16 protein-coding genes, 2 tRNA genes and 1 other RNA gene are annotated in these 12,429 nt (G+C 41.7%); 16 read left to right on the plus strand and 3 right to left on the minus strand.

Translation table 11 applies throughout. The features are described from left to right. Positions 1 to 45: 45 nt before the first annotated feature. The 9 genes from secG to G4407_RS00825 all read left to right on the plus strand — a co-directional run bounded on the left by secG (position 46) and on the right by G4407_RS00825 (position 6,355). The gene (gene secG, locus G4407_RS00785; RefSeq protein WP_008372776.1) at positions 46 to 288 is read left to right on the plus strand and encodes a preprotein translocase subunit SecG; all 243 of its coding nucleotides are present in this window, start codon (positions 46 to 48) and stop codon (positions 286 to 288) included. Positions 289 to 359: 71 nt separating this feature from the next. Next, complete coding sequence (gene rnr / locus G4407_RS00790) at positions 360 to 2,510, plus strand: ribonuclease R (protein ID WP_173687374.1); 2,151 nt, start codon at positions 360 to 362, stop codon at positions 2,508 to 2,510. Continuing rightward, positions 2,503 to 2,976 carry an SsrA-binding protein SmpB gene (smpB, locus tag G4407_RS00795; RefSeq protein ID WP_055156322.1) on the plus strand — a complete coding sequence of 158 codons (474 nt, stop codon included), beginning with the start codon at positions 2,503 to 2,505 and terminating at the stop codon, positions 2,974 to 2,976. Before rnr ends, smpB begins: the two co-directional genes overlap by 8 nt. 134 nt (positions 2,977 to 3,110) lie before the next feature. After that, positions 3,111 to 3,713, plus strand: a complete 603-nt coding sequence (locus G4407_RS00800) for an ECF transporter S component (RefSeq protein WP_044999095.1) — start codon at positions 3,111 to 3,113, stop codon at positions 3,711 to 3,713. Between the two features lie 241 nt (positions 3,714 to 3,954). Continuing rightward, positions 3,955 to 4,305, plus strand: coding sequence for a type II toxin-antitoxin system Phd/YefM family antitoxin (locus tag G4407_RS00805; RefSeq protein ID WP_173687375.1), 351 nt, complete (start codon positions 3,955 to 3,957; stop codon positions 4,303 to 4,305). Next, positions 4,305 to 4,661 carry a type II toxin-antitoxin system RelE family toxin gene (locus tag G4407_RS00810; protein WP_173687376.1) on the plus strand — a complete coding sequence of 119 codons (357 nt, stop codon included), beginning with the start codon at positions 4,305 to 4,307 and terminating at the stop codon, positions 4,659 to 4,661. Before G4407_RS00805 ends, G4407_RS00810 begins: the two co-directional genes overlap by 1 nt. A 228-nt stretch (positions 4,662 to 4,889) precedes the next feature. Then, positions 4,890 to 5,235, plus strand: a transfer-messenger RNA (tmRNA) gene (gene ssrA, locus G4407_RS00815). A 161-nt stretch (positions 5,236 to 5,396) separates the two neighbouring features. After that, positions 5,397 to 5,690 carry a helix-turn-helix domain-containing protein gene (locus tag G4407_RS00820; protein WP_173687377.1) on the plus strand — a complete coding sequence of 98 codons (294 nt, stop codon included), beginning with the start codon at positions 5,397 to 5,399 and terminating at the stop codon, positions 5,688 to 5,690. 119 nt (positions 5,691 to 5,809) lie between these two features. Continuing rightward, positions 5,810 to 6,355 (plus strand): Uma2 family endonuclease, encoded by a 546-nt coding sequence (locus tag G4407_RS00825; RefSeq protein ID WP_173687378.1) that lies wholly within the window; start codon positions 5,810 to 5,812, stop codon positions 6,353 to 6,355. A gap of 174 nt (positions 6,356 to 6,529) precedes the next feature. Here the strand turns inward: G4407_RS00825 and G4407_RS00830 are convergent, their stop codons facing one another. Both G4407_RS00830 and G4407_RS00835 read right to left on the minus strand, forming a co-directional pair. Next, positions 6,530 to 6,808, minus strand: a complete 279-nt coding sequence (locus G4407_RS00830; protein ID WP_055156326.1) for a DUF3343 domain-containing protein — start codon at positions 6,806 to 6,808, stop codon at positions 6,530 to 6,532. Between the two features lies 1 nt (position 6,809). After that, positions 6,810 to 8,084: a double-cubane-cluster-containing anaerobic reductase gene (locus G4407_RS00835; protein ID WP_173687379.1), complete on the minus strand. Its 1,275-nt coding sequence runs from the start codon at positions 8,082 to 8,084 to the stop codon at positions 6,810 to 6,812. 314 nt (positions 8,085 to 8,398) lie between these two features. On the opposite strand from G4407_RS00835, the gene G4407_RS00840 reads away from it, so the two are divergent. The 5 genes from G4407_RS00840 (at position 8,399) to G4407_RS00860 (ending at position 10,642) form a co-directional block, all read left to right on the plus strand. Then, positions 8,399 to 8,941, plus strand: coding sequence for a GNAT family N-acetyltransferase (locus G4407_RS00840; protein WP_173687380.1), 543 nt, complete (start codon positions 8,399 to 8,401; stop codon positions 8,939 to 8,941). A gap of 130 nt (positions 8,942 to 9,071) precedes the next feature. After that, positions 9,072 to 9,144: transfer RNA gene (locus tag G4407_RS00845), tRNA-Val, on the plus strand. 27 nt (positions 9,145 to 9,171) lie between these two features. Continuing rightward, positions 9,172 to 9,245: transfer RNA gene (locus tag G4407_RS00850), tRNA-Met, on the plus strand. 280 nt (positions 9,246 to 9,525) lie between these two features. Further along, on the plus strand, positions 9,526 to 9,867 hold the full coding sequence (locus G4407_RS00855) for a VOC family protein (RefSeq protein WP_173687381.1): 342 nt from the start codon (positions 9,526 to 9,528) through the stop codon (positions 9,865 to 9,867). A 37-nt stretch (positions 9,868 to 9,904) separates the two neighbouring features. Further along, on the plus strand, positions 9,905 to 10,642 hold the full coding sequence (locus tag G4407_RS00860) for a pentapeptide repeat-containing protein (protein ID WP_173687382.1): 738 nt from the start codon (positions 9,905 to 9,907) through the stop codon (positions 10,640 to 10,642). A gap of 96 nt (positions 10,643 to 10,738) precedes the next feature. On the opposite strand, the gene G4407_RS00865 is transcribed toward G4407_RS00860, so the two are convergent. Next, entirely contained in the window at positions 10,739 to 11,434 is a 696-nt protein-coding gene (locus G4407_RS00865) for a 3'-5' exonuclease (RefSeq protein WP_173687383.1), read from the minus strand. A gap of 213 nt (positions 11,435 to 11,647) precedes the next feature. Between G4407_RS00865 and G4407_RS00870 the strand changes: the two genes are divergently transcribed. Beyond that, complete coding sequence (locus G4407_RS00870) at positions 11,648 to 12,055, plus strand: helix-turn-helix domain-containing protein (protein WP_173687384.1); 408 nt, start codon at positions 11,648 to 11,650, stop codon at positions 12,053 to 12,055. A gap of 13 nt (positions 12,056 to 12,068) precedes the next feature. After that, positions 12,069 to 12,404: a hypothetical protein gene (locus G4407_RS00875; RefSeq protein WP_173687385.1), complete on the plus strand. Its 336-nt coding sequence runs from the start codon at positions 12,069 to 12,071 to the stop codon at positions 12,402 to 12,404. The last annotated feature ends 25 nt before the right edge of the window (positions 12,405 to 12,429 follow it).

Consider the following 12,429-nt stretch of genomic DNA (forward strand, 5'->3'; position numbering starts at 1 on the left):
GGTAAAATACATGAGTGGTTCAAACATCAGGAGGTGTGATTAGTAATGGAAATTTTAAAAACAGTACTTTTAATTTTATTTGCAATAGATTGTATCGCATTGACAGTAATCGTATTGATGCAGGAAGGTAAGTCAGCAGGTCTTGGAACAATCGCAGGTATGGCAGATTCTTATTGGGGACAGAACAAAGGTCGTTCTATGGAAGGCGCACTTGTTAAGTCTACCAAGTTTTTAGCAATTCTGTTTATCGTACTTGCAGCAGTCCTGAACCTGAAAGTTTTTGCATAACGAATGATTGAAAGAAGATGAGGAACACTCTATAGTATCTATAGGGTGTTCCTTTTTTGACAGGAGAAGAGATGGACGAATTATTTGAAAAAAGAAAGAAAATTATTTATGAATTTATCTGTGATGAATTTTATGTGCCGATGAAGCTGAAAGAGCTGTCGATGCTGCTTCAGGTCCCGAAAGATCAGAAAGGGGAACTCAAGGCTGTCATGGACAGCCTGGAAAAGGAAGGCAGGGTACATGTCACACAGAAAGGAAAATACATTAAAGGTGAGGCAAAGCAGCTGCGGGGAATATTCCAGGCAAATGCGAGAGGCTTCGGCTTTGTCACCGTGGAAGGTGAGAGTGAAGATATCTTTATCTCGGAAGATGATATGAACGGTGCCATGCAGGGAGATGAGGTAGAGGTTGTCATCACCAAAGCACCGGAAGGAAAGCGAAGAGAAGGAAAGATCACGAAGATTGTACAGAGGGGAACCCAGCGGATCGTCGGCTATTATCAGAGCCGGAAGAATTTCGGATTCGTTGTGCCGGATAATGAGCGTTTCCTGCAGGATATCTTCGTACCGGCAGAGCGCTCTAAAGGAGCTGTGACCGGGCATAAGGTTGTGGTCGAGCTGACCTCTTATGGGGAGAATGGAAAGAAGCCGGAAGGAAAGATCGTAGAGATCCTGGGGCATGTGACCGATCCGGGAGTTGATATTTTGTCGATTGTCAAAGGATATGATCTGCCAACCGAATTTCCGGAGAAGGTACTGAATCAGGCAGAGCGTGTGGCAAAGGCAGTGACGAACGCTGATATGGCAGGACGTAAGGATGTGCGGAGCTGGCAGACCGTGACGATTGACGGCGAGGATGCGAAGGATCTGGATGATGCGATCACTCTGACAAAAGAGGGAGACCGTTATATTCTTGGCGTGCATATCGCTGATGTGACCAATTATGTGCAGGAGAACAGCGCCCTTGACCGGGAAGCATTGAAAAGAGGTACCAGTGTCTATCTGGCAGATCGTGTGATCCCGATGCTGCCAAGAGTTCTGTCCAATGGAATGTGTTCATTAAACGCAGGCGAGGACCGGCTGGCACTGAGCTGTATCATGACCATTGATGCGAAGGGAAATGTAGTTGATCACCAGATCGCGGAAACTGTGGTAAATGTGGATGAACGCATGAGCTATACCAGTGTGAAAAAGATTCTTGAGGATCGGGATGAGGCAGAATGCGAACGGTATCATGATCTGATCCCGATGTTTGAACTGATGAAAGAACTGTCACACATTTTGAGAGAAAGACGTCACAGAAGAGGGGCAATCGACTTTGATTTTCCGGAGGCAAAGATTATTTTAAATGAAAGCGGTGAGCCGGTGGATATCAAGGCATACGACCGCAACGTGGCGACGAAGATCATCGAGGATTTTATGCTTGTGGCAAATGAGACGGTTGCAGAGGATTACTTCTGGCAGGAGATTCCATTCTTATACCGTGTGCATGAAACACCGGATGATGACAAGATGAAAAAGCTTGTGACATTTTTGCAGAATTTCGGATATACCATGCACATGCAAGGGGGACAGGAGATCCGTCCCAAAGAAGTGCAGAAGCTTCTGGACAAGATCGAGGGGACTCCAGAAGAAGCCATGATCTCAAGGCTTGCACTCCGTTCCATGAAGCAGGCAAGATATTCGCCGGATAATGACGGACATTTCGGACTTGCAACCCAGTATTACACGCATTTTACTTCACCGATCCGGCGCTATCCGGATCTGCAGATCCACCGGATCATCAAAGATAATCTCAGGGGCAGGATGAACGATGCAAAGAGGCATCATTATGAAAAAATCCTGCCGGAGGTGGCGATGGAGACAAGTTCCTTAGAGCGCCGTGCGGATGAGGCAGAGAGAGAGACGCTGAAGCTGAAGAAGGTACAGTATATGCGGAATTTCTTCGGACAGGAATTTGAAGGAGTTATTTCGGGTATCACGAAGTGGGGAATCTATGTAGAGCTTCCGAATACCGTGGAAGGTCTGGTGCATGTTACCAACATGACGGACGATCATTATGACTACGACGAAGAGCATTATCAGATGATCGGTTCACATCTCAGAAAGACCTACAAGCTGGGGCAGAAGGTGCGTGTGAAGATGATCGATTGTGATGAGATATCAAGAACCATTGATTTTAGACTTGTAAAGGAAAGAAAAGAGGAGAGAGAAGATGGCTAAGGCAAAAGCGCAGGGCAAGATGATTGCGAACAATAAAAAGGCGTATCATGACTATTTTATCCTGGATACTTATGAGGCGGGAATTGCACTTGCAGGTACGGAAGTAAAATCCCTCCGCATGGGGAAATGCAGCATCAAAGAATCCTTTATCCGTATTGAGGATGGGGAAGTGTTTATCTATGGAATGCATATCAGCCCATACGAAAAGGGAAATATTTTCAATAAAGATCCTCTGCGTGTGAGAAAGCTCCTTCTTCACAAATCGGAGATCAACAAACTGATCGGCAAGACCAAGGAAAAAGGAATGGCGATCGTGCCACTGAAAGTGTATTTCAGCAAGAGTCTTGTCAAAGTAGAGATCGGACTGGCAAAAGGTAAAAAACTATACGATAAGCGTGATGATATCGCGAAAAAAGACCAGAAGCGTGAGGCAGAAAGAGAGTTCAAGATCCGCAATTTCGGATAAAACAAAACTGTCCCCTTGAAAAAAGTGAGAATTGTATATTTTTACAGAGACAGTGACGCGGTACAATGTTCACTAACCTGATGAATTAATGTATTACAGTATTTCACAAGGAATGAGAAAGGATGGGACAGACTATGAAAACAAATTCAACCGTTATGAAAATTGCGCAGACAGCGCTGTTTGCTGCACTTTGCTACGTAATCTTTACGTATCTGCAGATTAAAATACCGATGCCGGGAGGAGATGCAACATCAATCCACCTTGGAAATGCATTCTGTGTGCTTGCCGCACTTCTTTTGGGCGGATGGTACGGCGGACTTGCAGGAGCGATCGGAATGGGAATCGCGGATGTGATGGATCCGATTTATATTACCGGAGCACCGAAGACATTTATCCTGAAGCTCTGCATCGGACTGATCACAGGACTTGTAGCGCATAAGATCGCAAAGATCAATGAAAGTACCGATAAGAAATATATTTTCAAATGGAGCCTGCTGGCATCTGTTGCCGGACTTGCATTTAATGTCATTGCAGATCCGATCGTCGGATACTTTTACAAACAGTACATTCTGGGACAGCCGCAGCAGATGGCTGAGGTTCTTGCAAAATGGAGCGCAGCTGCTACCTTTGTAAATGCGATTCTTTCTACGATCGTTGTAGTGATCATCTACAATGCACTGAGACCGGCACTTGCAAAGAGCGGAATGCTGGAAGTGGGAAAGACAAAAGAAGCGTAAAATTATGTAGAGATACATTGATAAGCCGTATAAAAAATAGCGGAATGGTATATTTTGTAAATATGCTTTTCCGCTATTTTTGTGTAGAAAGAAACGGTGTTGGAACTTTCTGATAAATAAAATGCATTATGTGTTGGATTTTGACCTTTTAAAGGTTAAAATAATGATGTAAATTATAATTAAAATATTGCATATAATATAAAGGAATTGTATAATGAAACTAATTAAGGAGGATGAGTTCATGAATACAGCATTATTAGATTTAACCGACAGACTTGTATCAATATCTGATTTTAGTCAGGGAAAAGCAGGAAAGATTTTTAATGATGTAGCTGAAAATAATACAGAATATATTGTTTTAAAAAATAATCAGCCAACTGCTGTAGTAGTGTCTATCAACGAATACAGAGATATACAGGAAAAAATCAGCAAATTAGAAAAATTGCTGGACAGGATTGAGAATATAAGATTACTGAAGCTTGCAGAGAGCAGAGTGGATAGTCCGACATCTTCTTTTGAAGAATTTGTGAAGGAAGAGGGATTCTCCATGAAAGAACTGGAGAAATTGTCAGAGAGCGTGGAGTTTGAATAATGACATGGACAATAAAAATTACAGAGGAAGCCAGAAAAGATTATAAAAAGATTGAAGGAAGTATACGGGCGCAGGTATTGGCGGGAATTGTGAAAGTGTCAAAAGCACCACTTCCAAGTCCGAATGGGTATGGGAAGCCGCTGGGGAATAAAAATGGAAACAACCTGACGGGCTTTTTCAAAATAAAATATCGTGGAATCGGAATAAGGGTTGTATATACACTTGTAATCGAAGAAATGGCTATGAACATTGTGGTTATCTCACAGAGAGATGAGAATTATTGTTATGAGCTGGCAGCAAAATTGTATGAGAAGTATGGGGATGACATCTTTAAAAATATTTTTGATGATTTTTAGAATGACAAGATGGAATCTACGGTTATTCCATTAACAATATGGCTCATAATAATCCGTATAAAATGTGGCAGAATAAGCCAGATTGAGTAAAATATATGTGGAGATCCCTTGACACAAGCCGGTATGTCCGCATATAATATATAGAGCAAATGGGAGCGCAGAAGAATTACTTCTGAACGGATCTTGTTTGCAGGAGCGTATTTTTGATGATACGGCTTCCAAGAACCAGGGCTTGTACTGGTTTCGACGGGGGCACGGAAGTCAAGGAAGCCATCCGTAGCGGGACACTACGTTAAAAGTTCCAACTAAATATAAACGCAGACGAAAATTTAGCGTACGCTGCCTAGTTGCAGCAGTCGGCCTTGAGTCTCTCATCGCTTAAGTAACCGGCTTCGACCAGATGAGGCACTTCGTTTCCAAAGCTTTGAGGGAATGGAAGAATTTATGAAGCTACTAAAGTAAGCAGCCTGTTGTTCGGCGTCTTATGGAGGGAATGTCAAAAGAATGACTGTGATGGGAGATGCCTTTATGGAAGAGCTTTCGGACAGGGGTTCGATTCCCCTCAGGTCCATACCTGTAAAACCGCTGAAAATGTGATGTTTCGGCGGTTTTTTAATACTTAAAAAGGGGTGAAAATGCCGTTTCAGACCGTTTGAAGTCACCTGAAATCGGAAAAATTGTGGTCAAAATTGTAACTCAAAAATTCAAATCTTTAGGAAATCTTGTAGGTGCTTTATGATAACATTTGAAGCTAAGAGAAAGGAGTATTATAATAAAAAAGGGTTGATTCCACAAAGTACTCTCGCAAAACTTAAAATGTGTTCGGGAACACCTGAAGAAATAAAAAAGAAACTTGAAGATTATAAGAATGATCCGAAAGATAATGGAAAAGAATTTATATATGATGTAAGTACCAAAACGATTGAGGACTTATGTCAGTTGCTTCAGTGCCAGCCACAGGATATTATGGATTGGGAAGTGAAATTAGATCCTGAATTATCGTATGAGAGGAAATTTTGCGAAGAATAAGCAAATTTTAGCAAAATCAAAAAATCGAGGTCGAAAATCCCCCGTAAAATAAGGGCTTCTGAGCCTTAATTTCCCGATGAAACCGGGTTTTCATTTCAAACAGGAAGGGAGCTGAAAATATGCCATTACCAAAAGAACATATTTACACAACAAAAGATATTTATGAACTTCCGGAAGGACAGCGTGCTGAGCTGATAGATGGGACGATTTATGATATGGCACCGCAAAGCAGATTGCATCAGAAAATATCTACAAGATTAGCAAGTATCATTGATAGATATATTTCAGATAACAATGGAAAATGTGAAGTATATTCAGCTCCATTTGCAGTATTTTTGAATGAAGATGACAGAAATTATGTTGAACCGGATGTGTCAGTTATTTGTGATCCGAATAAGTTAGATGATAAGGGATGCAACGGTGCGCCTGATTGGATTATTGAAATTGTATCGCCAAGTAGTCAGCGCATGGATTATATGACAAAGTTGTTTAAATATCGTACAGCTGGTGTAAGGGAATATTGGATTGTTGATCCGACACAAGAAAGAGTTCAGGTTTATTCATTTGGAATACCGGAAGATTTTATGCAGTATTCATTCGATGAAGAAATACCAGTGGGAATTTATCCAGGCTTTAGGATAAATATAGCAGAGTTATTGAAGTAGAAGAGAGACGATTAAGGATGTTGGAAATATATGTCACGTACACAAGTAAATGTAAATGAAGAGACAAAAGGTGAAAGAAATGCTATACAGAAGCAAGAAGCCTTTTCCAAATAAAGAACACCAATTTGAGGAGAGAGCGAAATGCTCTCTCCTCATTTATCATACACTCTGCATTTAACAATATCGGTCTCTCTTTTTCTGCAACTGGTTTTCCAATGGAACGATGTTTACATATTCGGCATGATTCTCTTCGATGCATGTCCTGACAGCATCAATGTCATCCGGATGGATCAGAAGCGCCATCCCGCAGGCTGCTTTGCCGTCAGTGTCACGTGGGGCAGGTGCGATCCGGTTAGGAAGACCTTGCTTATCCAGAAGCTCATGGAGCATCATGCCCTGTGTGTGATTGTCAAAGAGAATATAATAACGGATATGTTTATTTTTTTCTTCCATTTTACTGATTCAGCATCTCCACAAATGCACCGATTCTTGTACGAAGCTGTTCAGCATCTTTATCGGTGTAATCTGTTTCCAGAGAGAGTACCGGAATATTTTTCGCCTTCAGTGCTTCAGAAACTGCAAGCTTTTCTGTGTCGTACAGGCAGCAGAACATCAGACTGCAGTCGATGACGCCATCTACCTGATATTCGTCTACCATACGGAGAATGTCGTCGATACGTCCGGTATTTGGTGTGAAGCATGCGCAGTTTGTCTTCATGTAACGTTTGGACAGATTCATGAACTGTTCATCCAGCGTTTCACCGGATTCGTCTACAAGATTTTCAAAATATCTTGTTCCTGTACACATCTCTTCACAGACAACAGCAGCGCCGCTTGTCTCGATGATGTTATGTAATTTCCAGTTCGGAACTGCAAGCGGTGTTCCCGTGATCAGGATACGTTTTGTACCTTCCGGTACAACGGATACGCCATCTTTGATTCGCTGTTCCAGTTCGTCAGCCAGACGGTTACACATCTGGGCGCAACGTACCGGATCATCGAAGAAAGAAATCTGGGTCATGAGCAGAGCATCTCGTCCGGAAATTGGCAGACATTTTGATTTTCTGCAGTCATAAACTCTCTGAAGAGCTTTACGCTTCTCATTGCAGATATTGATTGCTTCCGCAAGGTTTTCCGGTGTAATTTTGTTTCCGGTGAATTCTTCTACAATCTTTGCAAAATCTGTAATTTCTTCTTTCCATTTGATAATATCTTTCTCACGCTTCATCTGTGGAACGTCCATAATATGCATTGGAACGTCTTTTCCGAGAATCTCGTAAGCTTTCTTTTTGCCATCGCAGGTAGTTTCCCCGACATACATATCTGCGATACGGAAGAATGGGCAGGTGCGTCCAAGTCTTGCTCCTACAGAAGCTTTTACAAGTGGACAGACATTTTTCGGAAGGACTTTTTCGCCATCCGGAACCCAGAACTGGGATCCACCGCAAAGTCCTGTTACGATACCGTTTGCTGAAATGATCACTTCGTCCGGTACATATACGCAGAAGGTTCCGAATACCTTACGTCCCTTTTTTTGTTCCTCAATGAGTTCAGCCGGGCGGATACCGTGAACTTCAGCAATAACCATATCCCAGAAATCCATTGCTTTCGGACGGTTCTCCTGTGTCATAAATACATCCCCAACTGCTGTCGGAAGAACCTGGCAGAGATTGTCATGATTTTTGACATCCATTCCAAGATTTTCCCACATTTTTACATAATCAGCCATTTCCATTTCCTCCTTTTATACAATGACGATTTGTTAGTGTCTGTATATTTTGCTGCTAACTATATAAAATATTGTACAAAATGACGAATGAGTTAGTCAATGCATATGAAGAAATGCGTAAAATAACTATAATTAGGACGATATATAGAAAAAATGAATTATTGAAATACGTTTTACGTATAACCATTCAAATGTGGAATGTTGAAGATATAAAATCCTTATGATATACTGAAACAACAGATTAACGTATAGAATAGGAATTGAAGAAAACAAATTTATTAAAAATTTAAATATAAAGACTGAGGTGGAAGAGTATGCTGAAGACCGAAAGATTAATACTGAGAAAATGGACAGAGGAAGATGCGGAAAGTCTGTTTGAATATGCAAAAGATCCGGAGATCGGACCTGCTGCAGGATGGCCGCCGCATAAGAGTGTGGAGGAAAGCAGAGCTGTCATCAAAAATGTATTTGATGGAGCAGAGTGCTACGCAATCTGTGAAAAGGAAAATAATATTGCGATAGGTGCTGTGGAACTGAAACTGAATGGATACACGAATAAAACAAAGCGTGACGATGAGTGCGAGCTTGGATATTGGCTTGGACAGCCATTCTGGGGAAGAGGCTATATGCCGGAAGCTTCCAGAGAGTTATTGAGACATGGATTTGAAGATCTTGGCATGACAACAATCTGGTGCGCTTATTATGATGGCAATCTGAAATCAAAAAGAGTGCAGGAAAAGCTGGGATTTGTTTATCATCATACCTGTAATGAAGTTCCTGTGCCGCTTTTACATGAGGTGCGGGTCGATCATACGAATGTTATGACAAAAGAGCATTGGGAAGAAATCTACAGGTAATGGTCTGGAAAGCAGGAAGTAAGGGGGAGATATGCTGACGGAAAAAGAGAAAATCTGTAAAAAAACTGAAAAAAGTATTGACATTTGTAGAAAATAATAGTAGAATAAACAAGTCGCATAAATGTGATGAGGGATCATAGCTCAGCTGGGAGAGCATCTGCCTTACAAGCAGAGGGTCATAGGTTCGAGCCCTATTGGTCCCACTACAACATAAGTTGTAAATTTCATATGGCGGGATAGCTCAGTTGGCTAGAGCACGCGGTTCATACCCGCGGTGTCGCTGGTTCAAATCCAGTTCCCGCTACTAAAGAAGGAGTCCTTGTGTGGGGCTTCTTTTTTTACATAGCAGAAAGTTTTACATTATCTAACGTCTTAAAGCTTCTACATATACAATAACGAACATCCCCACACATCGCCCCCACAACCAATAACCTTGAACGCCAGTTTCATGAAGACTGGTGTTACAGCCTTATTCGTCAATAACTTTTATCTATTCCCTCATGCCATTATTTTCCTTGCACCCTACCACAAAATGAATTATCCTAAAATAGAACACAAACTGCGAAAACAGGAGGATATAGACTATGGCAAAAATCGATCATGCAGCGATCCGAACTGCATCTTATGAGGACGCACAGAAATTTTTTGAAGATGTATTTGAAATGCATATGTGGAGAGAAATCGGTGAAAAGCCGGGAAGAAAATGCTGGTACGAAGAAGGAATCCAGCTCTGCGAAATGGAAGAGATCAATACAGAAGGAGAAAATGGATACGACCATATTTCGATTGCGGTAGATTCTGTAGAAGAGACGATGGAAAAGATCAAAGCTTATCCGGTAAAAGCAATCAATGACCACTGGTTTTCATTACCGAATGGAACGAAAATAGAATTAAAACTTCTGGAAAACTGGAAAGTAAATAAGTAAGATTTTGGAGAGTTTATTTTCGGGCAGGTAAAGTCAGATGAGAAAGATCAGAGAAGAAGAGTTAAAAAGTATGCTGGAGAGCAGAGTAGCGGGAGAGACACTTGATTTAAACCAGTGTTCCTTTGAAAATATGGATTTGGGTGGCTGGAATCTGCAGAATATCAATTTCGATGACTGCGATTTTAAAGGAATTACATTTGACGGGGCAGACCTTTCCGGGATAACGGCGCGGAATGCTCTTTTTGGTGAACTGATTCTCCCGGATGGTTCCAAAATGAAAACCAGTCTTTCTGGATGCAATTTGCAAAATGCGATTCTCGAGTCAGCAGATTTCAGAGGCTGTGATCTGCGAGATGCGGATATCCGGGGAGCAGATGTATATTCTGCCGCTTTTTATCAGGCGGATCTGACTGGAATTCAGGCGGATGAGACGACAAAGCATTTCTGGATGTCATGTCCGGAAAAGGGAGCGTTTCTTGGATGGAAGGTCTGTTATGGATGCCGGATCGTCCTGCTTCTGATACCAGAGGATGCAAGGCGCGTTTCGGGAACGAGAGAGGAGATCCGCTGCGAAAAGGCAAAGGTACTGACGATTGATTCTATAGATGGCAAAGAAAATTATACGGAGGCACACTCTTACGTGGACGAAAATTTCTATTACAGAGTAGGGCAGATGGCATATGCAGAGAATTTCAATCCAGACCGGTTTGTAGATTCCGGCGGCGGGATTCATGTCTGGCTTTCGAGAGAAGAGGCAATCGCATATCTGGGATAAGAAAAAGATAGAGTACGTTTAGAAGAAGGAAATAGATTCTTTAAAACGTATTCTATCTTTTTGATTTTTGGAATCATTGAAATCTATGACTGGGATTTATGCTTTTAATAGAGAATCAATCAGCCGGGATGCTTCGCTTCGGGTAATGGTATCCGGATTCCATTCCGGTGCTTTTTTCTTCTGGCTGCACAGTCTCTGCAAAAGTGCGACCTGTTTTGCTGTGGCAGGCTGCACTTTTTTTACTTTGTATGTAAGCTGCTGTGGCTTGAAAAGAGAAGGATCCTCATTTTCGAAATAGTGTGCCAGTGTCTGATACAGTTTTGCTGTGGCAAGCGCATCATAGTAGGCGCGGTGCGCAGCTTTATTTTCAATCTGGTAGTATTCACACAGACTGGAGAGACTTTTGGATGGAAGTGATTTTAAGGTGCGTTGGGCGATTTTAAATGTGTCGATTCCAAATTTTTCAAAAGTAAGTCCTAAATTGGAAGCACCTGATTTCATGAAGCTGTAATCAAAGCCGACATTGTGACCGATCAGGACATCATCCTCACAGAATTCAAGAAAATCACTGATCACAGCATCGGCAGGTCTGGCATTTGCAACCATTTCATTCGTAATGCCGGTGAGATTCGTGATCATCGGGGAAATCTCTTCCTGCGGATGAATGAATTCCATAAAACGTTCGGCAACCTTTCCGTCACGGACTTTCAGTGCTCCGATTTCAATAATTTCATTATAAAGTGGGTCAAGCCCGGTTGTTTCCAGGTCAAAACAGACATAGGATTTTAGCATTTCAAAACCTCCGTTTCTGAAATCCTATTTTAACAGATGCGGGGAGAAAGTGCCATAGTTTTCTTGATACAACCGCCACCAGATGGTAAGATACAGGTATATTTGCCGGTGTAAAAGGATTTTGACATGCAAAAATGCCACCTGTAAAAGATGTTTGATAGACTTTTGGTGTTCTATATGGAATGATGTCCGTGAAAGGAGGAAACAGGAATTATGGAAATAGGGAAGAAACTAAAAAATGCACGGATCAAGGCCGGGTTTACGCAGGAGAAGGCAGCAGAGGAAATCGATGTTTCACGCCAGACGATTTCCAATTGGGAAAATGAAAAATCCTATCCGGATATTATCAGTGTCATTGCGCTTAGTGATCTTTATTCCGTAAGTCTTGATGAACTGTTGAAAGGAGATCAGAAGATGACAGAACATCTGGCAGAAAGTACTAACGTTGTAAAAAGCAACAAAAAACTGACTGGAGCAATTATTTTAAATATTGTATTGATGATACTTTTGATCGCGCTGAATATGCTGTTGCCGGAAGGGACCTATTATCTGGTAATTGTATTTTGCGTGGTGATCATGAGCTCATCAGCGCTGCTCTATCAGATTATCAAACGGATTTAGGAGACAGATAATTATGGAATGGAATCAAATGGCAGCAGTAGCAAGCGGAGCAATCGCTTTGGTGGGCGCAATCTGCACCGCATGGCAGATTTATCAGATGACGGTATTGGATGCAAAAGCAAGAGGCTTAAAGCACCCGAAGTTCTGGGGATTTTGGGCGATGAATGGAAATAATTCAAGTGGACTGATTCTTTATCTGATCGGAAGGAGAAACTATCCGGTTCAGAATATGAGCATTGAAGATCAGGAAAAGATTGAAACAAGAAAAAAGGCAGCAGGAGCTGCGCTTGTGTTTCTGGCACTTGGAGCGATTGGATTTGTGATCAATGTGATGAGAATTCATATTTAAGAAAGCATGTGAAGAGCGGTATAGA

Source organism: Allocoprococcus comes (assembly GCF_013300725.1).
Taxonomy (GTDB): Bacteria; Bacillota; Clostridia; order Lachnospirales; family Lachnospiraceae; genus Allocoprococcus; species Allocoprococcus comes_A.

Excerpts from the sequence above, each read along its gene's own strand:
- G4407_RS00825 (WP_173687378.1), top strand. The coding sequence starts at position 5,810 with ATGCCATTACCAAAAGAACATATTTACACAACAAAAGATATTTATGAA.
- G4407_RS00860 (WP_173687382.1), top strand. The coding sequence starts at position 9,905 with ATGAGAAAGATCAGAGAAGAAGAGTTAAAAAGTATGCTGGAGAGCAGA.
- G4407_RS00830 (WP_055156326.1), bottom strand. The coding sequence starts at position 6,808 with ATGGAAGAAAAAAATAAACATATCCGTTATTATATTCTCTTTGACAAT.
- G4407_RS00820 (WP_173687377.1), top strand. The coding sequence starts at position 5,397 with ATGATAACATTTGAAGCTAAGAGAAAGGAGTATTATAATAAAAAAGGG.
- G4407_RS00870 (WP_173687384.1), top strand. The coding sequence starts at position 11,648 with ATGGAAATAGGGAAGAAACTAAAAAATGCACGGATCAAGGCCGGGTTT.
- smpB (WP_055156322.1), top strand. The coding sequence starts at position 2,503 with ATGGCTAAGGCAAAAGCGCAGGGCAAGATGATTGCGAACAATAAAAAG.
- G4407_RS00800 (WP_044999095.1), top strand. The coding sequence starts at position 3,111 with ATGAAAACAAATTCAACCGTTATGAAAATTGCGCAGACAGCGCTGTTT.
- G4407_RS00855 (WP_173687381.1), top strand. The coding sequence starts at position 9,526 with ATGGCAAAAATCGATCATGCAGCGATCCGAACTGCATCTTATGAGGAC.
- G4407_RS00875 (WP_173687385.1), top strand. The coding sequence starts at position 12,069 with ATGGAATGGAATCAAATGGCAGCAGTAGCAAGCGGAGCAATCGCTTTG.
- secG (WP_008372776.1), top strand. The coding sequence starts at position 46 with ATGGAAATTTTAAAAACAGTACTTTTAATTTTATTTGCAATAGATTGT.
- G4407_RS00840 (WP_173687380.1), top strand. The coding sequence starts at position 8,399 with ATGCTGAAGACCGAAAGATTAATACTGAGAAAATGGACAGAGGAAGAT.
- G4407_RS00810 (WP_173687376.1), top strand. The coding sequence starts at position 4,305 with ATGACATGGACAATAAAAATTACAGAGGAAGCCAGAAAAGATTATAAA.
- G4407_RS00805 (WP_173687375.1), top strand. The coding sequence starts at position 3,955 with ATGAATACAGCATTATTAGATTTAACCGACAGACTTGTATCAATATCT.
- G4407_RS00835 (WP_173687379.1), bottom strand. The coding sequence starts at position 8,084 with ATGGCTGATTATGTAAAAATGTGGGAAAATCTTGGAATGGATGTCAAA.
- rnr (WP_173687374.1), top strand. The coding sequence starts at position 360 with ATGGACGAATTATTTGAAAAAAGAAAGAAAATTATTTATGAATTTATC.
- G4407_RS00865 (WP_173687383.1), bottom strand. The coding sequence starts at position 11,434 with ATGCTAAAATCCTATGTCTGTTTTGACCTGGAAACAACCGGGCTTGAC.